Below are 21,346 nucleotides of genomic sequence, written 5' to 3'. Positions count from 1 at the left end.
GCTAATTAACGACGACCTTCAGCAATAGCGGTAACAGCCTGCAGTTCTGCGGCTTCCTGCTCTTGCTGTTCCTGGCGATCACGAACATCGAGAATCTGGTTAGTGATCAACCCTTCTTCGATTTCGCGCAGTGCGATTACAGTCGTTTTATCGTTTTCTTCAGGCACTAGTGGATCTTTACCACCAGTTTGCATCTGACGAGCGCGACGTGCGGCGACCAGAACCAGGTCAAAACGGTTACCAATTTTCTCAACAGCGTCCTGAACAGTTACGCGTGCCATAATTAAAATGCTCCACAGATGAAGAAATGACTGGGCATGATACTGAAACTGGGCTCAGTCTGCCAATAGTTTGCTGATTAAAGCGTCATGTCGCGCTTTTTGGCGACCCATTCGTAGACGCTCGGCACGAATGATAATTTTTAAATCTGACAGTGCGGTGTCAAAATCGTCGTTGACGATTAAATAGTCATATTCAGCGTAATGGCTCATTTCTGCAACAGCCTGCTCCATTCGCTTCGTAATAACTTCTTCACTGTCTTGCCCACGGCCACGTAAGCGACGGTCTAACTCGTCTTTCGACGGTGGCAGAATAAAAATACTGCGGGCTTGCGGCATTTTCTCACGAATCTGCTTGGCACCTTGCCAATCGATATCCAGAAAAACATCTACACCTGTTGCCAAAACTTGCTCAATGGCATGGCGTGAAGTGCCGTAGTAATTACCAAACACTTCCGCGTGTTCAAGGAACGCGTCTTCAGCAATCATCTGCTTAAACTCTTCCTTTTCCACAAAGAAATAGTGCTCGCCATGTTTCTCTCCCGGACGAATACCACGAGTGGTATGGGAGATAGAAACTTGCGTGTCATACAGCGGTTGTGTCTTTAACAAAGCCTGGATGAGGCTGGATTTCCCCGCGCCACTTGGGGCGGAAACGATATAAAGCGTGCCTTGAGCCATGAGTTCTAACTTATTCGGTAAGCATAAAAAGAAGTGCGTATACGGGCCTATTATACACGCCGTCTACGTGTCACGGAGAATTTGTCGCACTCCCCAGCAATATTTCTGCCATTTTGCGCAAGGATTTCCAAAAAACATGCCGTATTACTGCAACACATTAAAAACCTCTGAAAGCCCCTCGCATCCTTTTTAAAACCCAATCGCACAGCTTGTTTTTGAGCGTTATATCTCTCTTTGCTTTTACGCGGAGGGTCATATGAGGTGGATAACAAAGTTTATCGGGTTGCTGGGGATGTTCAGCGCAATGGCGTCAGCATCATGTCCGGTCTGGTCCTCTGAGCAAGCCCAGCAGGAGATGGCGACATTGAAAGAAAAGCTTGGGGAATGGGATCAAGCCTATTATCAACAAGGTGTTAGTATCGTCAGTGATGCTACATACGATGGCCTACGTAACCAGTTCAATAATTGGCAGCGGTGCTTTAGCCCAACAGAAGAACCTCAACAGCCTGGATTATTCACGCACGGCAAAGCGCTTCATCCCGTTGCTCATACTGGCGTTAAAAAACTTCCCGACAGAGCAGCCGTTGCGTTGTGGGTAAAAGGCAAAACCGATCTCTGGGTACAGCCGAAAGTGGATGGTGTGGCAGTGACATTGGTTTATCGCCAGGGTCGCCTCGTTCAACTTCTGAGCCGGGGTGATGGTGAAAAAGGGCAGGATTGGACAGTAAAAGCCAAAATGATTCCTGACATCCCTCAAACCCTTATCGGCCCACTTGCCAATAGTGTGCTGCAGGGTGAGATCTTCTGGAAAAGAGATAATCACGTACAGAAAACAATGGGCAGCATTAACGCCCGAGGAAAAACTGCTGGCGCTATGATGCGCAAGGGTGACCCTGCTTTACTCAAAGAGTTGGGGATCTTTATATGGGCCTGGCCCGACGGGCCAACGCAAATGAACCAGAAAATGGAAGTACTTGCTCAGGCTCAGGCCGGTTTCCCGCTGACTAAAACCTGGTCAAAGTCCGTTAATTCTATGGATGAGATATCGAAGCTGCGCGAGTCATGGTTTACGACCCCATTACCCTTTGTGACAGATGGCGTGGTTGTCCGAGAAGGGGTTGAACCAACGGGAAAGTACTGGGCTCCGGGAAAGGCTGCATGGGTAGTTGCATGGAAATATCCACCATTACAGCAAGTTGCTGAAGTTAAAAGCGTTCAGTTTGCTGTGGGGCGTACGGGCAAAGTCTCCGTTGTACTTAATCTGCATCCCTTACAAATTGATGATAAACACGTTAAACGAGTAAATATCGGTTCAGTTAGAAAATGGCAGACGTTGGATATTGTCGCAGGCGATCAGATAATGGTGAGCCTTGCCGGGCAGGGAATTCCTCGTTTTGACGAGGTTGTGTGGCGAGTTAATCCGCGTAATAAACCGCAACCACCATCCGAACAAAAGAACACGACGCTGAGCTGCCTCTATTTTGAGAGCAGGTGCCGTGAGCAGTTTATTGCTCGTCTTACGTGGTTAAGCTCTCCAGAAATACTGAATATCAACGGGGTTAGTGTGCGTTCCTGGCAGCAGTTCCAACAAAATCTCAACCTGGAACATATCTTTTCCTGGTTGGCAGTCACTCAGAATGATTTGTCTCAGATTGGTAATGTGTCTGTGGCCAGAACGGCACATTTATGGCAGCAATTCTCGCAAGCCCGACAGCAACCATTCAGGCAGTGGCTGCTGGCATTTGGCTTGCCACTACCAAGAGCAGTACTCACCACAATGCCCGATTCACAATGGTCACATTTGGTTGCCAGGGATGAGCTTAGTTGGCAAAAGCTGCCGGGAGTCGGTTCCATAAGGGCAAAAAAGCTGGTGGAGTTTGTGAATCATCCCCAAATAGCTGCGCTAGCGGCTTTTCTGGCACAGCAAGGAATTCGGGGATTTATTGATCAGTGATCTGCATGTTTGTAGTGGAACACAGGCAATCCAAGGCGCAGACGTAATGCCAGCAAACGTGCCGTGAATCCGAAGATAAGTGTGGAAATGATCACCACGTCCTGGTTCGAAACATAGTGCTGCAAAACGATATAGAGCACTGCTGAGGCGAATGCTATGCCAGCATATAGTTCCTTTTGGAAAACCAGTGGGATACGTTTACAGAACATATCACGCAGGACACCACCAAATACGCCGGTCACTACGGCTGCAATAATGGCGATGATTGGGCCTTCACCCATATCCAATGCGATTTGTGCACCGATGATAGAGAAAACAACCAACCCAAGTGCGTCGAGAACCAGGAAAAGACGACGCAGATGAGGCATCACAGGAGCAAACACCGTGGTGAGTACAGCTGCAACGGCCACAATCACGACGTATTCAGGGTGTTTCACCCAGCCTAACGGGTAGTGCCCAAGCAGAATGTCACGCACAGACCCACCACCAAGTGCAGTAGCCGTCGCAATAATGATGACACCGAAAGTATCCATGCGTCGGCGGCCTGCTGCGAGTGCGCCGGTCATTGCCTCGGCGGTAATCCCGACCAAATAAAGAATGTGTAATAGCATTGATACCTCCAGTGGAAACGCTGAGAGGGTAACGTTTTGTGAACAATGTCACGATTGAGTTTTTTTAAAGCGAAGCGGTTTTGATTACATTTACTAATGCATAAATGTTTCTTATAGCAGAAAGGTAGGGGTTTTCTGTGCTTTATCTATGTGAAGTGGATTACTTAAATTGATGCTTAAGGTTGCCTGGATGGTAAAAGCCCGCATAGTGCGGGCTTAGAAAGGCAATGTGAACATCACTCGATGTTCTGGATCTGCTCACGCATCTGTTCAATCAGCACTTTCAATTCAATCGCTGAATTGGTGACATCTGAATTGATAGATTTTGATGCCAGAGTATTCGACTCGCGGTTGAATTCTTGCATCATAAAGTCGAGGCGACGGCCAACAGCTTCTTTTTTCTTAAGAATGTTGTATGTCTCTTTGACGTGCGCTTCCAGGCGATCCAGCTCTTCAGCAACGTCGACACGCTGAGCCATCAGCACAAGTTCTTGCTCCAGACGGTTATTCTCAAGCTGAACTTGTGCATCTTCCAGTTTTGCCACCAGGCGTTCACGCTGCCATTTTAAAACTTCAGGCATCTGTGCACGAACATTGACGACCTCAGCGCTCACGCCTTGCAGGCGTTGCTCAATCATCGCCTTCAGAGCTTCGCCTTCGGTTTCACGAGCAATAATGAAGTCATCCAGTGCGCCATCAAGGGCTGCAAGAATTTCAGCGGTGATGGCATCAAGATCTTGTTCCTGAGCCGACATCACGCCTGGCCAGCGCAGAATATCAACCGGATTGATTTCGCCTTCGTCACTCTGCATTTTCACCCAGTTAGCTGCTTCAACTAGCTGTTTAGCCAGTTTTTCATTGAGCAGCAAAGAGCTTTGAGAGCGAGCATCAGGTTCGAAACGCAGGTTACATTCGATTTTTCCACGCGTTAAGCGGGTGCGGATACGCTCGCGAGCCACTGGTTCGAGGCTGCGGAACTGTTCCGGCATACGAATATAAGTTTCGAGATAGCGTTGGTTTACCGAACGTAACTCCCAGGAGGCGCTGCCCCATTCGCCTTTTACTTCACGTCGGGCATAGGCGGTCATACTGCGGATCATATTTCGTAACCGTATTGCGTAATAGATGTGGGGATTATAGCCATGCCTGGACTTCCAGGATAGGAATAAGCGAGTGAAGTCCGTATAATGCGCAGCCACATTCGTTTTAGCCCGGAGATAACCCATGCGTCCATCAGGTCGTAGCGCCGAACAAGTGCGTCCAGTCACCCTGACTCGTAATTACACCAAACACGCAGAAGGCTCCGTGCTGGTCGAGTTCGGCGACACTAAAGTACTTTGCACCGCCACTGTTGAAGAAGGCGTTCCGCGTTTTCTGAAAGGCCAGGGCCAGGGCTGGATCACAGCAGAATACGGGATGCTGCCTCGTGCAACGCATACTCGTAACTTCCGTGAAGCAGCAAAAGGTAAGCAAGGCGGTCGTACTCTTGAAATTCAGCGTCTGATTGCTCGCTCGCTTCGCGCAGCAGTCGATTTGAAAGTTCTGGGTGAATACACCATTACGCTGGACTGTGATGTTCTGCAGGCTGACGGTGGTACTCGTACAGCTTCAATCACTGGTGCTTGTGTTGCTCTGGCTGATGCACTGAACAAGCTGGTGGCCGCAGGTAAATTAAAAACCAACCCGATGAAAGGGATGGTAGCTGCAGTATCAGTTGGTATCGTTAATGGTGCTGCTGTTTGCGATCTGGAATATGTTGAAGATTCTGCCGCAGAAACCGACATGAACGTCGTGATGATGGAAGATGGCCGTATGATTGAGGTTCAGGGCACCGCTGAAGGCGAGCCGTTCACCCATGAAGAGCTACTGGCGCTACTGGCGCTGGCACGAGGGGGAATTGAATCTATCGTAACGGCGCAGAAGGCGGCGTTAGAAAATTGATTTTAGGCGACTCTGAGAGTCGCCTTTTTTTTGTCTTAATTACTGAGGAGCCAATCCATGAAACCGTATCAGCGCCAGTTTATTGAGTTTGCGCTTAACAAGCAGGTACTTAAGTTTGGCGAATTCACGCTGAAATCCGGGCGTACCAGCCCTTATTTCTTCAATGCCGGGCTGTTCAATACCGGGCGCGACCTGGCTCTATTGGGACGTTTTTACGCTGCCGCGTTAGTGGATTCCGGAATTGAGTTTGATTTGCTGTTTGGGCCGGCTTACAAAGGGATTCCAATCGCGACGACTACCGCCGTTGCGTTGGCCGAACATCATGAGCTTGATCTGCCATATTGCTTTAATCGCAAAGAAGCCAAAGACCATGGTGAAGGTGGCAATCTGGTTGGTAGCGCGCTGCAAGGGCGTGTAATGCTGGTGGATGATGTAATCACCGCAGGTACCGCAATCCGTGAGTCCATGGAAATTATTGCCGCTAATAATGCATCACTGGCTGGCGTGCTAATTTCTCTGGACCGCCAGGAACGTGGCCGTGGTGAGATATCAGCGATTCAGGAAGTTGAGCGTGATTACCAGTGCAAAGTGATTTCAATCATCACTCTGAAAGACTTGGTTGAATACCTTGAAGAAAAACCTGAGATGGCTGTGCATTTAGCGGCTGTGCAGGAATACCGTACTCAGTACGGTGTGTAAGAAAAAGGGCCTTTAAAAGGCCCTTTTCAATTACTGAAGCTGGGAGGCAACCAGTGGCCATCGGGTATCAAAATCATCGGTAGGTAGATAGCGGAATTCGCTACGTACAAAACGCGACAATGTCCCTTCGCAAAATGCCAGAAGTTGGCTTGCCAGCAGCGATTCATCGGTAACAAACCCTTCGCCTTCACGCATCTTCTTTTCTCGCATCACCTGACGCAATTGTACTTCAATACGTTCAAAGAGCTGGTTGATGCGGCCTTGCAGGCGGTCTTGTTCAAACATCAGCGCATGGCCGGTGAGAATACGTGTAAGTCCAGGGTTGCGTTCGCCAAACCCGAGAATCAGTAGAACAATCAAACGTAACCGAGAGTGTGTGTCTTTCTCATCTTTCAAAATGAGATTGATACGGGTAATTAGGCTGTCTTCAATAAACTCGATAAGACTATCGAACATTTTCGTTTTACTAGGAAAATGTCGATAAAGTGCAGCTTCGGAAACGCCAACAGCCGCCGCGAGCTTGGCAGTTGTGATTCGTTGGCTTCCATCACTGGATTCAAGCATTTGGGCCAGAGACTGAAGTATTTCTTCGCGACGATTCCGTTTCGCGGTTTGTTTTTCTGCCATGTTCTAAAATACCCCTGAAATAACACACTTGTCAGGCAAGTAGCCACACAGCGCTCGCAAACTTAAAGTTTGCGGTTTTTTCACATTTTTTACGCTGTGGGGTTACGTTTATAAACGAAGTTACTGGCGACCAGAATGGCCGAAACCGCCTTCGCCTCGGTCACTAGAGTCGAAATCTTCTACCAAATTGAATTCAGCCTGAACGACAGGCACAAACACCATTTGTGCAATGCGTTCGCCGGGTTCGATGGTGAAGTGGTCTTGTCCACGGTTCCACACGGAAACCATTAACTGACCCTGGTAATCGGAGTCTATCAGCCCGACAAGGTTGCCTAACACTACGCCATGCTTATGACCAAGTCCTGAACGAGGCAGAATGACTGCCGCCAGAGATGGATCGGCGATATGGATAGCCAGCCCGGTTGGAATAAGCTTGGTGACACCAGGAGCAAGCTCTACGGCCTCATCCAGACAGGCACGTAGGTCAAGACCTGCGGAGCCGGAAGTTGCATAAGTCGGCAGTGGGAACTGTTGGCCAACGCGTGGGTCCAGAATCTTAACGTCGATTTTTTTCATCATAACGGGTAACTATCTCGTTCAGTAAAAGATGGCCAAGGAGTTCCTTACGCTCAAGAGGTAAGACTTTATCTCCATCCTGCCAGAAAAGGTGCAATGCATTGTTTTCGCTGTTAAATCCCTGACCTTCTTGTGAAACATCGTTCGCACAAATCAGATCGAGGTTTTTACTCACGCGTTTTTGCCTGGCGTATTCTTCCACATTATTTGTTTCGGCGGCAAACCCAACAACATAAGGACGATGAGTTAAAAGTGCTGCGACACCGGCGACAATATCCGGGTTTTTTATCATTTTTATTGTGATTTCATCGCCTTGCTTTTTGATTTTTTCTTCAGCAACGGCGGCGGCACGATAGTCTGCAACAGCCGCACAGCCAACAAAAATTTGCTGCCCCTGGACATGTTGTTGAACCGTGGCTTCCATTTCGAGGGCCGTGGTGACATCAATGCGTTTTACCCATGGTGGAGTTGGCAAAGAAACAGGGCCGGAAATTAATGTCACATTTGCACCACGTGCAGCAGCAGCAGCTGCAATTGCGTAGCCCATTTTCCCTGAGCTATCGTTGGTGATGTAACGCACCGGGTCCAGGCGTTCACGAGTTGGGCCTGCGGTAATCATGACATTAAGATGTTGCAGATCTTTGATGACAGTAAAATGTTGCGCTGCCATCTCAACAATCGCTAAGGGGTCAAGCATACGGCCAGGACCTATATCGCCACAGGCCTGGCTGCCGCTATCGGGCCCCCAGATCAATAGGCCGCGCGTAGATAAAACCTCAAGATTGTGCTGAGTTGCTGTTGCCCGATACATTTGTTGGTTCATGGCTGGCAAAACGGCAACGGGTGCGGGTGTCGCAAGGCAAATCGTGCTCACCAGGTCATTTGCCATCCCTGCGGTAATGCGGGCAATTAAATCAGCTGTCGCCGGCGCAAGAATAACTAAATCAGCCCATTTGCCTAATTCGATATGCCCCATAGCCGCTTCTGCTGCGGGATCTAACAAGCTATCTGACACAGGATAACCTGACACGGCTTGTAAACTCAGTGGCGTAATAAAGGCTTTGGCGGCCTCAGTCATTACTACCCGCACCTCAGCGCCGCGTTCGCGCAGACGGCGTACCAGTTCTGGCGTTTTGTAAGCAGCGATACCACCACTCACACCCAGAACAATTTTTTTGCCAGCAAGCCCAATCATGATTTTTCCACCAGAAGTCACAGTCATCTGAATATTTTACCACACTCATTCGGTATCGACTTTTTGCAGTTTGCGAGACATCCCGCATGGAGAATATCTGCGTGTCGTATGCGTTGCTTGAGTTGTGCTAAATAGTGATAACGAAGGGCAGGGAGGTTCTGATGGATGAGTCATTGAGGCAAGACAAAGCGGATATGCCGCGGGAAAAGCTTTTAAAGTTTGGGGCTAGCGCATTATCTGATGTGGAGTTACTGGCGCTTTTCTTACGCACTGGATGCAGGAATATGAATGTCATGGCATTTGCGCAAAGCTTGCTACATCAGTTTGGCTCGTTAAGTCGGCTGCTGTCGGCTGATTATTCGCAATTCAAAGATGTGAAAGGTATTGGGAGCGCGAAATACACCCAGTTGAATGCCATTGCTGAGCTTGCGAGGCGTTATTACTATTCTCGTGGTGTTGAGGAATTAACGCTCAAGGGGCCTGATTCCGTAAGGGATTTCATCCAAAGCCAACTGACCACAGCAGAGCGTGAGATCTTTATGGTTATTTTTTTAGATAATCAGCATCGGGTGATTAAACATTGCCCTATGTTTTCGGGAACATTGAACCATGTTGAGGTTCATCCGAGAGAAATTGTGCGTGAAGCGATGAAATCCAATGCAGCGGCGCTAATACTCGCGCATAATCACCCGTCTGGTCGAGCAGAACCGAGTAAAGCTGATCGTGTTATTACTGAACGTATCGTAAAAGCTTGCCTGTTTATGGAAATTCGAGTGCTCGATCATCTTGTTATTGGCCGTGGAGAGTACGTTTCTTTTGCCGAACGTGGGTGGATTTAAGACGAATTGCGCGATCCTTGGGGATCTTTGTCTGTTCGGGACTTGAGCACATGCGTTAGGCAGCGTATACTACGCCACCTTTGAGAATCTCGGGTTTTGGCATTATGCGCCTGGCACTGTGGTTCACATTGAACCGCCAGGGACCAGGCTTGCGGCCTGACGAGGCGCCATAACCCTATACGAAGCTCGAGCTAATTTGATTTTTGGAGAATAGACATGTCCCGAGTCTGCCAAGTTACTGGCAAGCGTCCGGTGACCGGTAATAACCGTTCCCACGCAATGAACGCGACCAAACGCCGTTTCCTGCCGAACCTGCACTCTCACCGTTTTTGGGTTGAGAGCGAGAAGCGTTTTGTCACACTGCGTGTATCTGCTAAAGGTATGCGTGTAATTGATAAGAAGGGTATCGAAACGGTCTTGGCCGATATGCGTACCCGTGGCGAGAAGTACTAAGAGGAACTAAGTCATGGCTAAAGGTGTTCGCGAGAAGATCAAGCTGGTTTCTTCTGCTGGTACTGGTCACTTCTATACCACCACGAAGAACAAGCGTACTAAGCCGGAAAAATTGGAATTGAAAAAATTCGATCCAGTTGTCCGTCAACACGTACTGTACAAAGAAGCTAAAATTAAATAATTTTAGTATCTTTGATGAAAACCTCGCTTCGGCGGGGTTTTTTTGTTTTAGGACTTTGAGTGTGGAGGATTGATGCCTGAGTTACCTGAAGTAGAAACCAGCCGACGTGGTATAGAGCCGCATCTGGTTGGTGAAACCATCTTGCATGCTGTCGTGCGTAATGGTCGACTGCGTTGGCCTGTCTCCGATGAAATCCATGCTCTGAGTGATAAACCCGTTTTAAGTGTGCAGCGTCGCGCTAAGTACCTGCTGCTCGAACTTCCCGATGGCTGGATTATTATCCATCTTGGCATGTCGGGTAGCCTGCGCATTCTTCCTGAAGATTATCCCGCTGAAAAACATGACCATGTCGATTTGGTGATGAGCAATGGCAAAGTCCTGCGTTATACCGATCCGCGCCGTTTCGGTGCATGGCTGTGGGCGAAGGAGCTGGAAGGTAGCAATGTGCTGGCGCATCTTGGCCCAGAACCACTGAGCGACGAGTTTTCGGCTGATTATCTGCGTGAAAAATCCGCGAAAAAGAAAATCGCCATTAAGCCGTGGCTAATGGATAACAAGCTGGTGGTGGGAGTGGGTAACATTTACGCCAGTGAATCGCTGTTTGCTGCGGGGATCCATCCGGACAGAGCTGCGCAGTCATTGTCTCAAATAGAATGTGATTTACTGGTTAAAACGATAAAAACGGTGCTGCTTCGTTCGATAGAACAAGGTGGGACGACGCTAAAAGATTTTCTTCAGTCTGATGGTAAGCCGGGGTATTTCGCTCAGGAATTACAGGTTTACGGACGGGCAGGTGAACCATGCAGGGTTTGTGGTGCGCCAATTATTATCAGCAAGCATGGGCAGCGCAGTACTTTTTATTGCCGCCATTGCCAAAATTAATTATCCCCATCATCCTTCAAGCCGCAGGGGTGTTTGCTGCGCTCGCTAACCCCAGTCACTTACTAGAGTAAGTGACTGGGGATTAGCTTCCTTGCCGCCTACCTGCAACTCGAATGCTATTGGGGCTGGTTCATTTTTTTCAGTAACGCTTTGCAAACTGCTTTCGGCAGGAAATGAGCGACATCACCATGATGGCGGGCGACTTCTTTTACCAGCGATGAAGAGACAAAAGACCACTCTTTCGAGGGCATCAGGAATACGCTTTCAAGCTCTGGCATTAAATGACGGTTCATATGAGCCAGCTGCATCTCATATTCAAAATCTGCTGCTGTGCGTAGCCCGCGGACCAGGACATTCGCCTGCTGGGTCTTCGCAAAATTCGCCATCAGGTCGCTAAATCCGACAACTTCTACATTAGGCAAATGCGCCGTAACCCCCTGAGCGAGCTGAACTCTTTCTTCCAGTGTGAAGAGGGTTTTTTTATGCGGGCTGTTAGCGATAGCCAGAATTAAGGTATCGAACATCATCGCACCGCGAGTCACTATGTCCAGATGACCATTGGTAATGGGATCAAATGTGCCTGGGTAAATCGCTCGGGTGGTCATAGTGGTTTGTTTTCCGTGTAGCTTTGATTCAGTGCCCAGAGTTCAGCGTACTTGTTAAACGTATATTGTGCATTGACGACCGCAAGTAACCAGCCCTGCTTCCCATCGAGAAAACCAGCACGTAACAACAGAGTTTTACAAAATGCCCCGAAGGTGTGACCGAAAATACCTGCAATGGAGACTCGTTTGCCGCGTTGATGACGCTCTTGCGCCCACGCGGTCGCATAATTTAACTGTTTGCGTTGGAAGCTTGCGAAATCACGGCAGGTCAAATGGAGCAAATCCCCTTTAAGTGGGACAACTTTTGCTCCGGGTGCTTCGAGAGATTCATGAACCTGATTGTCATTATAGCTATAGCGCGAACGGGCATAGAGGCGAGTCACACGATCGGGATACCAGCCGCTGTGGCGCATAAAGCGCCCGAGGAACAGGTTGCGGCGTGCAATGCTGTAAACAGTATCTGGCTGAGGGTTTTCTAGTACCGCTTGGAGTGTGCTGGCCAGTTCGGGTGTGACGCGCTCATCGGTATCGATCATCAAAATATAATCGTGGCTGGCGTAGCTCTGTGCGAGCTGACGTTGTTTGCCAAAACCCTGCCAGTCTTCATTAATGAAAACCTTTGCACCTGCCTGAAGGGCTATCTCGACGGTAGAATCGGTACTTCCTGAATCCAGTAACACCACCTCATCTGCCCAGGAGACTGAAGCCAGGCATTCTGGCAATACGTCTGCCGCATTTTTAGCGATCATCACGACGGACAAACGATTGGGCATTAATGGCTCCGTTGTGGCAGATACGGTTGCAGTAATTGTAGCAAGCGCTGCAGTGCGCCTTGATTCTGGTGAAGCACTTCAACTGCATGGCGACCGTAGTAAAGACGATAATCTTCATCAGTCAGCAACGTGGTGATTTCATTGACCAGTGAGTTGGCATCGGTGACGGTAATCAGCCCATCAGCATTCTGCAATCTGGCGCATATATCTTTGAAATTGAAGGTGTGCGGGCCCATTAAGACCGGAATTGCATGAGCAGAAGGTTCCAGCGGATTATGGCCTCCACGCTCAACCAGGCTGCCACCAACAAAGGCGAGATCGGCAATCCCGTACAGCATCATCAGTTCACCCATCGTATCGCCAATCACCACTTGCGTGCTGTTGGACGGTTTTTCTCCGCTGCTGCGCATGATGTAACTGAAACCAGCTTTCTGAGCCATATCCCGTGCGTCTTTAAAACGTTCCGGGTGGCGTGGGACAAGAATGAGTAATAAATCAGGGAATTTGGCCAGCAACTGGCGGTGCGCATCAAGAATAATGCTCTCTTCGCCATCATGGGTGCTGGTAGCAATCCAGACTTTGCGATGTGGAGCCCATTGGCGGCGTAGCGTAATCGCGCGTGCGGCAAGCTCTGGAGTCACAGAGATATCAAATTTCAGGCTGCCGGTAACAGTCAGTTGCGAGCGTTTCAATCCTAGTTCGATGAAACGGCCGCCATCTTCTTCATTTTGCGCAGCAATAAGCGTGATTTTGCTCATCAGGCGACGAGTGAAATTACCCAGCTTTTTATATCCATTTGCCGAACGGGCAGAGAGACGGGCATTGGCAATAACCAACGGGATTTTACGTTTATGTAATTCGTTGATCATGTTTGGCCACAGCTCGGTTTCCATCACGATGACCAATTTCGGGCGCACGGTGTTGAAAAAGCGCTTCATGGCGCAGGGGAGATCGTAAGGCAAATAGACGTGATGTACGTTTTGCCCAAACGCCGACTGAGCACGTTCAGAGCCGGTAGGGGTCATCGTGGTGACGGTAATCGGAATCGTTGGGTAACGATGGCGTAGGGCTCGCACTAACGGAATTGCCGCCAGTGTCTCACCTACGGAAACTGAATGCAGAAGAATACCATCGGGCTCCACTTTTCCACGGCAATAACCGTAGCGTTCCGCCCAGCGTTTACGATACGCGGGAGCTTTACGGCTACGGAGTAATAGTCGCAGCCATACAATTGGCTGAATAAGATAGAACAGTGCGGTATACAACGATTCCAAGCGAATTTTCCGTATTTTCATTATCGGCGGGCAAATTCTAAGCATTCGGGAAGCTTAAAGCTATTGTTTTGGTAACTTCACGAAGGCATTGCTTAGTATTCGGAGCAGTTTGTGTCGTGTTGCAAAAATGACGGGTAGTAAGCACTACCCGTAAAAGAAATGCTTCTCAACCAGGTACTCGTGTTGCTTTCTTTAGTTTTAGATAACGACGCCCCAAGCGCCAGCGCAGGCGGAAGCCGCGGGCATTTTTCCAGATAAGGCGCCAGATACCGCGATCAAAAAACTCCTGGATGATCATCTTCTTTTTATGCGGATCTTTCATGCTATTGAAAGTATGCAGTATTCCAAGGCCTTCTTTTGCAATTTGCCAGTTGCAGGCTGGAATGTTTTTGACGGCTTCGGGATAGCGCTGGTTAATAGCATCCAGCATCTCCAGAATTTTCATATAGTGGCGAGCGGAGCGGATGAGCGTGTCATCAGTATCGGGTTTGTGGGAAACCGAGGCTGAATGAATGTAGTAATCGTAGTATTGCTCGTCAGTATATTGAACACGTTCTGCGGCCAGTAACACTTCTGTTGTCCACGGAATGTCCTGATGGCGCAAACCAGGTTCAAACGTAAATCCATGTTCACGAATAAAATCATGGCGATAAAGATTCAGCCACGTGACATGCAGAAACTTGCGTGAATCGAGAGCGCGCTTTAGCCACTGTGGGCCGGTCAGTACATCAGTAGACTGAAGTTTGTCCTGCGGGAAAATTGGGCGTGAAGGTTTCTTATTATTTTCATAGACGTAATTACCATTGCAGGTGACAACATCCAGGTTGTTTTTCAGCGCTAAATCAAGAAGATGGCGGTACATACCAGGTTTAAAGTCGTCATCAATATCCGGGAAGGAAAGGTATTGGCCTGTAGCCACTGCAAGTCCTGTATTACGTGCAATAGAAACGCCTTGGTTTTCCTGCTCCAGAACTTTCATGCCGGGGAATTTGCTGCGCCATGCTTCAATTATAGCCATCGAGCCATCGGTTGAACCATCGTTCACCATAATGACTTCCATGTTATTGATGTTCTGAGCTTCAAGGCAGGCAAAAAATTTGGCCAAGAAAAGTTCGCCGTTATAAACAGCAACGACAACGCTAAGAAGTGGACGTAGGTTTTGTGGCATAAAATTACCTGAAAATTTCGTTATCTTTCTTCTGCCGCCAGCGACAAGTACTGCTGGCAGATGGCACCAATGCTATAAGACTCAATCTTCGTGGAATCGATAATCGGTGGATTGTTATAAATATCCAGCATGGTATTCGCAAGTTCCTGAGCAGTCATACCTGAAAGGCCACGTGCCAGTCCCTCTGTGAGAATTTCTGCAGGCCCACCCGGGCAGCGAGTACTGACTGCTGGTGTCTGGCAAATCAGAGCTTCCACTAATACGTTACCAAACCCTTCGCAATCTGAGCTCAACAACAGCATGCGTGCATTGGCAATCCACGGATAAGGATTGGGAACGAATGATTTGATAATGACGCGGTCGGCAACGCCCGCGGCGGAAGCCATTGCTTTAATTTCGGTAATGCGTTCTTCACTACCACTACCCATCAAGACTAATGGAGCTTGAATCTCACTAAGTGCATAGGCATTGATGAGTCGATCATGGCGCTTATGCTCATGGAAACGCCCAACATGAATGAGATAGTCCTGCCCCACCATCTCACATGGCTCTTTCGCACGTAAATGAATTCCGTCAATGTCGAATGGGTTATGTATCACGGAGCTGCGGGAAAGCGTGATGTCGAAACCCTGAGTAATATCTTGCAGCACCGCTTTAGAGACGGCGACGACGTTACTGTTCTGGTAAACACTTTGAATTTTTTTACGTTTTAACCAACGGGAGAAGCCATGGCGATGTTGGAGATACGAGAAGGAGAACATGCCATGCACGCAATACCAGAGCTTTTCACGCGGTATAAATTTTGTGTGGGCAACAATGCGATCGGTTTTATGCAGATGCGAAAAGATGAGGTCAAATTTCCCTTTTTTCTGCGCTTGTTCAACTGCGCTATCGAGCAGAGCTGCACGGCGAGATAGTTCAGTTAGCTTGCGCCAGGGTTTTTTGCAGGTATCCAGAATGACCTGATAATCAACACCTTCAGGGATTTCATAGTCACAGACACGGCGCAGAGAAAATACGGAAACCTGATGGCCCATGCCCACCAAACCTTGCGATAGGGTTAGAACGGTTTTTTCAGCACCGCCGCCAGGTAAACCATCAATAACCATTAGGATACGCATCATCTAATCCAGTATGTTTTGATACAGCGAAATAAGTTGCTGTGAAAGTTTTTCCGGTGTCGCATCCTTGACTCGTTCACGAGCAAACATCCCCATACTTTCATCAACAAAGCGCGATGGTATTGCCATTACCGCTTCTGACAATCGTGGGATATCGAGTGCATCACAAACGTATCCATTTTGTCCGGTTGTAATAAATTCAGCACCACCACAGGTGTGTGAAGTAATAACCGGTAAACCACATGCCATTGCTTCAAGTATCACATTAGGGAATGGATCATATAGCGTTGGCAGTAATAGTCCATCAACAGCTTGATAGAAAGGTAGTGTGTTTTTCTGCATCCCCATAAACCGCACTCGGTTCTGGCATCCCAACGATTGTGCCAGTTCTTGGTACTGTTTATCGGCTTTATCCTGTCCGACAACGACAAGATAGCGATCTGTGCCCGCGATGGCTCTTATCGCACTGGCAAGCCCTTTGCGCTCAAATCCCGATCCTACAAAAACCAGCGCCACCGCATTTTGCGGGATGGTCATTTCATTCCGTAACTTAGCTCTCAATTCTTCATTTGCTGAAACGAAGCGGGAGGAGTCAATAGCATTATAGATGACATGTATCTTGTTAGCAGGTATAGAGAAATCTTCGATGATTTCTTGCTTCACCATTTCCGCATTGCAGATTACGGCTTTTAGCTCAGGAGCCTGGTACATAGCCCTTTCAGCTTGCATGACATAGCGGTGGTATCTGTCCATAAACAACCACTTTCCACGCCATGCCGGTAAAATTCTGGCTCGCTGCATTAACCAGCGGCGATGAACGCCATCACCAGCCCGATAAATATCACACCCTGCGATGCGCTCATGACTCTGAACAATATCGAAATTTTCACGTTGCCAAAGTTTCCTGGCCGCATCAGCAAAGCCTTTTTCACGGCTGATTCGACCAAGCTTCATTGGGTCACATATATGAATATGCCAGTTATCCTGGCGTTCGCCTTCCCACTGCCGGGTGATAACGTTGAGTTCCATGTCATGGGCACTTAATGCTTCAAGTGCACGTGAAACGAAACGCTCGGCACCTCCATCCGGGCGATATTTTTGGCGGACGATTGCCAGACGGCAGTGCTTCATAACAACTGTTTCCTTGCGGCGGCCACAACGACATCAACCGGAATGGCATCGAGATAACGTTCTTTCGTATTGGTATCAATCTTGTCTGGATCGGGAAGCTCACCGAAGTTACCAGCCCAGATAACATCACCGACGACATCCCACGGGCTCCAGAACGTCAATTTTGACGGGCCAAATAATGCGATGCAGGGCGTTCTTAACGCAGCCGCCATATGCATAGGTACAGAATCAACGCCAATAAACAAACGAGCATGATCGATGAGCGCAGCTAATTGTCGCAGCGTTAATTCACCAGCCAGGGAATGAATGCGTTCTGGAGGGCAGAATGCGCGGATTTTCTCAATCATCGCTTTTTCATTCTTATCGGGACCGGAAGTCAAAATAAGAGTATGGCCGTCATTTTGTAGCGCTGTGATAGTTTGCGCCATTTTGCTCTCATCCCAGCATTTGAAGAACCAGCGGGATGTAGGCTGCACCACGATAAATGAACCTTCCACACCTTTGCTTTGCAACGTAGTTTGCACGGTTTGCCAGTCTTCAGGCTGGTAACTCATTGTCACACTGCGACATTCAGAGATACCAAGCGGAGCAAGGATGGATAAGTTTTGTTCAACGGTATGCAGAGTCTGATGGTGGGCTACCGATGCAAGCTGCGTATGGCAATTGCGCCAGAACCACCCGCGACGTTTATTGAAATCGAAACCGATACGTGAAGGGGCGCCAGTGAAACGAGTCACAATGGCGCTACGCCACTGATCGGCAAGGTTGATAACCAGATTATATTTTTGCTCGCGCAGCGTTTTGAGTAACTGCCATTCTTTGCATAAATGCTGGCGAGTACCGAGTTTTCGCCACTTACGGTCAATGCCATAAATACGATGAATGAACGGATGAGCCGCTAGCATATCGCGCGTTTCTTCATATAGCAGGACATCAATTTCTGCCTGTGGCCATGCCTGATGTAATGAGTTGATCACTGGGGTGGTGAGCAGCATGTCACCATGATGGCGCAACTTTATCAGTAGAATGCGAGCAGGTGGCTCGCTTGCGAGAGAATTCAAGGCGTTATTCATTATCATCTTTAGGTGATCAACCAGAGGGTGATTCTAATAGACCTTGAGTATGGTTGCTACATTTGTGCTCAGAAGTCAGAAATTTGAACGTAAGCGGTTTGCCCTAATCAGACAGGCTGCGTAACATGATGTAAACCTCGTGTTAGCTCAGAGACGGAAATGACTAAACCAGCATTCATCATTACTATTGATACCGAAGGCGATAATCTGTGGCAAAACCACCGGCAAATCAAAACTGAGAATGCCCGTTTTTTACCTCGTTTCCAGGCATTGTGTGAGAAATATGGTTTTAAACCGGTTTGGCTGACAAATTATGAAATGGCTATCGACCCTGATTACATCGAATTTGCTAAGGATGTAATTGCTCGTGGCCAGGGTGAAGTTGGCATGCACTTGCATGCATGGAATAGCCCACCGGATTATGATTTAACCGGTGATGACTGGCGCTGGCAGCCTTATCTGATTGAGTATCCTGATGAGGTCCTACGCGAGAAGGTGGTTTATATGACCACTCTATTGGAAGAAACTTTCGGCACAAAAATGATCAGCCATCGTGCAGGTCGTTGGGCATTTGATAGTCGTTACGCCAAACTTTTGGTGGAGCTGGGTTATAAGGTGGATTGTTCAGTGACCCCAAGGGTTAACTGGCGAAATGCTAAGGGTGCGCCAACAGGCAATGGTGGAGCGAATTATCAACATTTCCCAACCCTGGCTTATTTCATGGATCTGGAAAATATTAGCCAGTCCGGTAACTCTACGCTGCTCGAAGTCCCAATGAGCATTCAATATAAGCACAGCCCGTTAATGAATAGCTTTAAACAAAGCTATGACCGGCTTCGTGGGAAATATCGTAGTCCTTCCGTTAATTGGTTGCGCCCATCGGGTGGTAACGCCGCACAAATGATAGCGGTTGCGGAAAAAACATTAGCTGAGGGTAATGACTACGTGGAGTTTATGCTCCATTCCTCGGAGTTTATGCCGGGTGGTAGCCCTACATTTAAAAATGAAGCTGATATCGAGCAGTTATATCAGGATTTAGAGACGTTATTTTCCTGGCTTGCTGAAAGAACGGTGGGGATGACACTGGCTGAGTATTATGACGCAAAAAAAGCCGGATAAAATCCGGCTTTTTCGTTCTCTCTAAATGCGTTTTTCGGGAAGTTTAATTCCACAGATTCCAATTAGAGCGATGTAAAATAAAACAGCTTCTGAGCTTAAAAGTAAAACATCACTTAAACCGTATGCCGCTAAACAGTTCAATGTAAATAACAATGGTGTATTGCGGTCGCGGATTGCTACCCAGGATATACTCACATAGAACCACAACAATGTTAACCCACCAAATATCCCTTGCAGCGATAATGTTTCAATCGTTTCATCGTGAAGATGTACGTTGATAAATTCCATTGTGGATTTATATTGAGGGTTTTTTGAGACATATTGCGCTGAGTAATTAAATCGAGATTCCATAGATTGCCCAAATGGGGCGTTAACAAAGTTGTTTAAACCAACCGTCCACATAGAGAAGCGGGCACCGAGAGAAGTGTTATCCTTACCTTCCTGGTAGAGTGTTACTTCATTATATGTTTGTTGTATTTTCGGGTGAATGTAGTTTTTGTAGAGAGCAACACTGGCAAGTAGTGCGATAACTAATACAATTAATGTTGACTTAAAGTGAAGTTTTTTAAAGTAATAAACCGTCATCATTGCGATGATTAGCAAATGAAGAATAATTGCTGCACGAGTGCCGGTTAAAATGACAACTATAAATGATAAAACAATGCTTAATGCGGCTATAATATAGCATGAAGGTTTTTTCTGAATATATAATAGATAAACAAAAATAATGCTCAGCGTTGAATAAACATATGCAGAAATCGTTGCTCTGTTAATTGCCATTTCAGCCCGTCCCATCCCGTTCCAGGATTGCCAAAATGCATAGCAAGATGCTGAAACAAAAGCAATGCCAATTATGGCAAGCATGACGTTTTTATAATTTATCGCTCGAATATAATGGCTGAATTGAGTGATATAAAAAACTAACACACCGCCAAGTAATAATTTTTTGCCTGCTCCAAACTGATCGCTGTAAGTATTGTAGCCATTTGCATCTTTACCAAGCCATAAGAACCAGATTAATTTTACAACACCGATTAGCATTATCGGATAGGCAATGTTAAATTTGTTAAAGGTGAGGTTTTTCCGCTCAATGATTATGCCAATGATGCTCAAATAGACTGCTATGTAGTAAAAATCCTTTTGCCTTCCGTTACTGAGTAATGCGAATGCGACCGAAAGAGCTGCAAAAATAAAAACCGAAACGTAAATGCGAGATTTTAATTTTACCATAATGTACTCAAAGCTTTTCTCTTATAACTGAATCGAACATGGCGGTTTAGGAAAAAACCAAATGAATGAGTCATAACTACATGTTTTTTAACAATAGCTCGATGATCATTTTCTATCAAAGAATCATAGTATTTCAGATAGATATCTAGCCAGTGGCACAATATAAGATGACGGAATTTCACTGGTAAATCATCTTCCATCTTAATCGTACATATGAGTAGATTTTTTATTTTATCCTGATCCAATGAGGTAGATAAACTACCTTGCCTTTTTATATAGTAATAATGGCTGTCAAACTGAAAATAAATGTTTATCGCTTGCGTCAACATTTTAGGGAAAATATAAAAATCCTCATAGCATGTCATCGAAGGAATTTCATTTTCAAGATAAATATCACGTTTAATAAATTGACCAATAAGGTGAGCTTGAAGATCTTTATGAATAAGAAAACGAGTTATAGCTTCATTCTGAGATATTTTTTCAGGATTTAAACCCGACCACTGGTGATTTATTTTATTAAGATCACGAATTTCGTGTAAACGGGTGAGAAGCATGTCAGGTTTGACATCATTTAAAAAATTAAAGATGGGCGTTAAAGTTTTGGCCTTGATGATATCATCACTATCCAACATTGTGATGTATTTACCTTGTGACAAGGAAACACCATGTTGGCGAACTTTCCCAATATTTTTATAATTTACTGAAGAGATGATAACTTGGGAGAATTTTTCGGCGAAAGCCGAAATTTTCTTGGCAGTGGAGTCTTCTGAACCATCGTCAATGATAATTATCTCAGATTCACTTATCGCAGGGCCTAGCGCGTTGATAAGGCTATCAAATGTAGCATCGATGGTTTTTTCACAATTATGTGCTGCAATAATTATGCTTAGAAAAGGGAGGGTGGCCATATACCTACTCATTAATAGCAAAAAGCA

The 21,346-nt window shown here is 47.0% G+C and carries 24 protein-coding genes; 8 read left to right on the top strand and 16 right to left on the bottom strand.

Annotated features, from left to right (window positions below):
- Window positions 1–5: 5 nt before the first annotated feature.
- On the bottom strand, window positions 6–281 hold the full coding sequence (gene rpoZ / locus LVQ76_RS19450; RefSeq protein WP_034461476.1) for a DNA-directed RNA polymerase subunit omega: 276 nt from the start codon (window positions 279–281) through the stop codon (window positions 6–8).
- Window positions 282–335: 54 nt separating this feature from the next.
- On the bottom strand, window positions 336–959 hold the full coding sequence (gene gmk / locus LVQ76_RS19445; RefSeq protein ID WP_034461475.1) for a guanylate kinase: 624 nt from the start codon (window positions 957–959) through the stop codon (window positions 336–338).
- A 256-nt stretch (window positions 960–1,215) separates the two neighbouring features.
- On the opposite strand from gmk, the gene ligB reads away from it, so the two are divergent.
- On the top strand, window positions 1,216–2,913 hold the full coding sequence (gene ligB / locus LVQ76_RS19440) for an NAD-dependent DNA ligase LigB (protein WP_232922295.1): 1,698 nt from the start codon (window positions 1,216–1,218) through the stop codon (window positions 2,911–2,913).
- Here ligB and LVQ76_RS19435 read toward each other — a convergent pair.
- A complete protein-coding gene (locus LVQ76_RS19435; RefSeq protein WP_232865988.1) occupies window positions 2,907–3,524 on the bottom strand; it encodes a trimeric intracellular cation channel family protein in 618 nt (205 codons plus the stop codon). The two genes, ligB and LVQ76_RS19435, sit on opposite strands and share 7 nt — an antisense overlap.
- A 236-nt stretch (window positions 3,525–3,760) precedes the next feature.
- On the bottom strand, window positions 3,761–4,624 hold the full coding sequence (locus LVQ76_RS19430; RefSeq protein WP_151995402.1) for a YicC/YloC family endoribonuclease: 864 nt from the start codon (window positions 4,622–4,624) through the stop codon (window positions 3,761–3,763).
- A 124-nt stretch (window positions 4,625–4,748) separates the two neighbouring features.
- Here LVQ76_RS19430 and rph point away from each other — a divergent pair, with 124 nt between their 5' ends.
- Both rph and pyrE read left to right on the top strand, forming a co-directional pair.
- Window positions 4,749–5,465, top strand: coding sequence for a ribonuclease PH (gene rph, locus LVQ76_RS19425; RefSeq protein ID WP_034461471.1), 717 nt, complete (start codon window positions 4,749–4,751; stop codon window positions 5,463–5,465).
- A gap of 57 nt (window positions 5,466–5,522) precedes the next feature.
- Entirely contained in the window at window positions 5,523–6,164 is a 642-nt protein-coding gene (gene pyrE / locus LVQ76_RS19420) for an orotate phosphoribosyltransferase (protein WP_151995401.1), read from the top strand.
- A gap of 30 nt (window positions 6,165–6,194) precedes the next feature.
- On the opposite strand, the gene slmA is transcribed toward pyrE, so the two are convergent.
- From slmA to coaBC, 3 genes are all read right to left on the bottom strand, one after another.
- Window positions 6,195–6,791: a nucleoid occlusion factor SlmA gene (slmA, locus tag LVQ76_RS19415; protein ID WP_151995400.1), complete on the bottom strand. Its 597-nt coding sequence runs from the start codon at window positions 6,789–6,791 to the stop codon at window positions 6,195–6,197.
- Between the two features lie 120 nt (window positions 6,792–6,911).
- A complete protein-coding gene (gene dut, locus LVQ76_RS19410; RefSeq protein WP_064514998.1) occupies window positions 6,912–7,370 on the bottom strand; it encodes a dUTP diphosphatase in 459 nt (152 codons plus the stop codon).
- The gene (coaBC, locus tag LVQ76_RS19405) at window positions 7,348–8,559 is read right to left on the bottom strand and encodes a bifunctional phosphopantothenoylcysteine decarboxylase/phosphopantothenate--cysteine ligase CoaBC (protein WP_232905368.1); all 1,212 of its coding nucleotides are present in this window, start codon (window positions 8,557–8,559) and stop codon (window positions 7,348–7,350) included. Before coaBC ends, dut begins: the two co-directional genes overlap by 23 nt.
- A gap of 164 nt (window positions 8,560–8,723) precedes the next feature.
- On the opposite strand from coaBC, the gene radC reads away from it, so the two are divergent.
- The 4 genes from radC (at window position 8,724) to mutM (ending at window position 10,917) form a co-directional block, all read left to right on the top strand.
- On the top strand, window positions 8,724–9,401 hold the full coding sequence (gene radC, locus LVQ76_RS19400; RefSeq protein WP_151995399.1) for a RadC family protein: 678 nt from the start codon (window positions 8,724–8,726) through the stop codon (window positions 9,399–9,401).
- A 216-nt stretch (window positions 9,402–9,617) separates the two neighbouring features.
- Complete coding sequence (gene rpmB / locus LVQ76_RS19395; RefSeq protein WP_034461465.1) at window positions 9,618–9,854, top strand: 50S ribosomal protein L28; 237 nt, start codon at window positions 9,618–9,620, stop codon at window positions 9,852–9,854.
- Between the two features lie 13 nt (window positions 9,855–9,867).
- A complete protein-coding gene (rpmG, locus tag LVQ76_RS19390; protein WP_002208990.1) occupies window positions 9,868–10,035 on the top strand; it encodes a 50S ribosomal protein L33 in 168 nt (55 codons plus the stop codon).
- 72 nt (window positions 10,036–10,107) lie between these two features.
- A complete protein-coding gene (mutM, locus tag LVQ76_RS19385; RefSeq protein WP_232922294.1) occupies window positions 10,108–10,917 on the top strand; it encodes a bifunctional DNA-formamidopyrimidine glycosylase/DNA-(apurinic or apyrimidinic site) lyase in 810 nt (269 codons plus the stop codon).
- Between the two features lie 116 nt (window positions 10,918–11,033).
- On the opposite strand, the gene coaD is transcribed toward mutM, so the two are convergent.
- The 7 genes from coaD to rfaQ all read right to left on the bottom strand — a co-directional run bounded on the left by coaD (window position 11,034) and on the right by rfaQ (window position 18,062).
- Window positions 11,034–11,522, bottom strand: a complete 489-nt coding sequence (coaD, locus tag LVQ76_RS19380) for a pantetheine-phosphate adenylyltransferase (protein ID WP_232905333.1) — start codon at window positions 11,520–11,522, stop codon at window positions 11,034–11,036.
- The gene (locus LVQ76_RS19375; RefSeq protein WP_232922293.1) at window positions 11,519–12,295 is read right to left on the bottom strand and encodes a glycosyltransferase family 2 protein; all 777 of its coding nucleotides are present in this window, start codon (window positions 12,293–12,295) and stop codon (window positions 11,519–11,521) included. Before LVQ76_RS19375 ends, coaD begins: the two co-directional genes overlap by 4 nt.
- A complete protein-coding gene (gene waaA / locus LVQ76_RS19370; protein WP_034461461.1) occupies window positions 12,295–13,569 on the bottom strand; it encodes a lipid IV(A) 3-deoxy-D-manno-octulosonic acid transferase in 1,275 nt (424 codons plus the stop codon). The genes LVQ76_RS19375 and waaA overlap by 1 nt, the downstream gene beginning before the upstream one ends.
- 166 nt (window positions 13,570–13,735) lie before the next feature.
- Window positions 13,736–14,737, bottom strand: coding sequence for a glycosyltransferase (locus LVQ76_RS19365; RefSeq protein ID WP_232922292.1), 1,002 nt, complete (start codon window positions 14,735–14,737; stop codon window positions 13,736–13,738).
- Between the two features lie 20 nt (window positions 14,738–14,757).
- The gene (locus LVQ76_RS19360) at window positions 14,758–15,858 is read right to left on the bottom strand and encodes a glycosyltransferase (protein WP_232922300.1); all 1,101 of its coding nucleotides are present in this window, start codon (window positions 15,856–15,858) and stop codon (window positions 14,758–14,760) included.
- Window positions 15,859–15,861: 3 nt separating this feature from the next.
- Window positions 15,862–16,989, bottom strand: a complete 1,128-nt coding sequence (locus tag LVQ76_RS19355; RefSeq protein ID WP_232922291.1) for a glycosyltransferase family 4 protein — start codon at window positions 16,987–16,989, stop codon at window positions 15,862–15,864.
- The gene (gene rfaQ / locus LVQ76_RS19350; protein ID WP_370639866.1) at window positions 16,986–18,062 is read right to left on the bottom strand and encodes a putative lipopolysaccharide heptosyltransferase III; all 1,077 of its coding nucleotides are present in this window, start codon (window positions 18,060–18,062) and stop codon (window positions 16,986–16,988) included. Before rfaQ ends, LVQ76_RS19355 begins: the two co-directional genes overlap by 4 nt.
- A gap of 159 nt (window positions 18,063–18,221) precedes the next feature.
- On the opposite strand from rfaQ, the gene LVQ76_RS19345 reads away from it, so the two are divergent.
- A complete protein-coding gene (locus LVQ76_RS19345) occupies window positions 18,222–19,181 on the top strand; it encodes a polysaccharide deacetylase family protein (RefSeq protein WP_232922290.1) in 960 nt (319 codons plus the stop codon).
- Between the two features lie 21 nt (window positions 19,182–19,202).
- Here the strand turns inward: LVQ76_RS19345 and LVQ76_RS19340 are convergent, their stop codons facing one another.
- Together LVQ76_RS19340 and LVQ76_RS19335 are read right to left on the bottom strand one after the other, a co-directional pair.
- Window positions 19,203–20,411 carry an O-antigen ligase family protein gene (locus LVQ76_RS19340; protein WP_232922289.1) on the bottom strand — a complete coding sequence of 403 codons (1,209 nt, stop codon included), beginning with the start codon at window positions 20,409–20,411 and terminating at the stop codon, window positions 19,203–19,205.
- The gene (locus tag LVQ76_RS19335) at window positions 20,405–21,319 is read right to left on the bottom strand and encodes a glycosyltransferase family 2 protein (protein WP_232922288.1); all 915 of its coding nucleotides are present in this window, start codon (window positions 21,317–21,319) and stop codon (window positions 20,405–20,407) included. Before LVQ76_RS19335 ends, LVQ76_RS19340 begins: the two co-directional genes overlap by 7 nt.
- Between the last annotated feature and the right edge of the window lie 27 nt (window positions 21,320–21,346).

It is taken from the genome of Buttiauxella cochleicola (genome assembly GCF_021283185.1).
Lineage (GTDB): Bacteria > Pseudomonadota > Gammaproteobacteria > Enterobacterales > Enterobacteriaceae > Buttiauxella > Buttiauxella massiliensis.
This window is presented reverse-complemented; position numbering and strand designations above follow the sequence as displayed.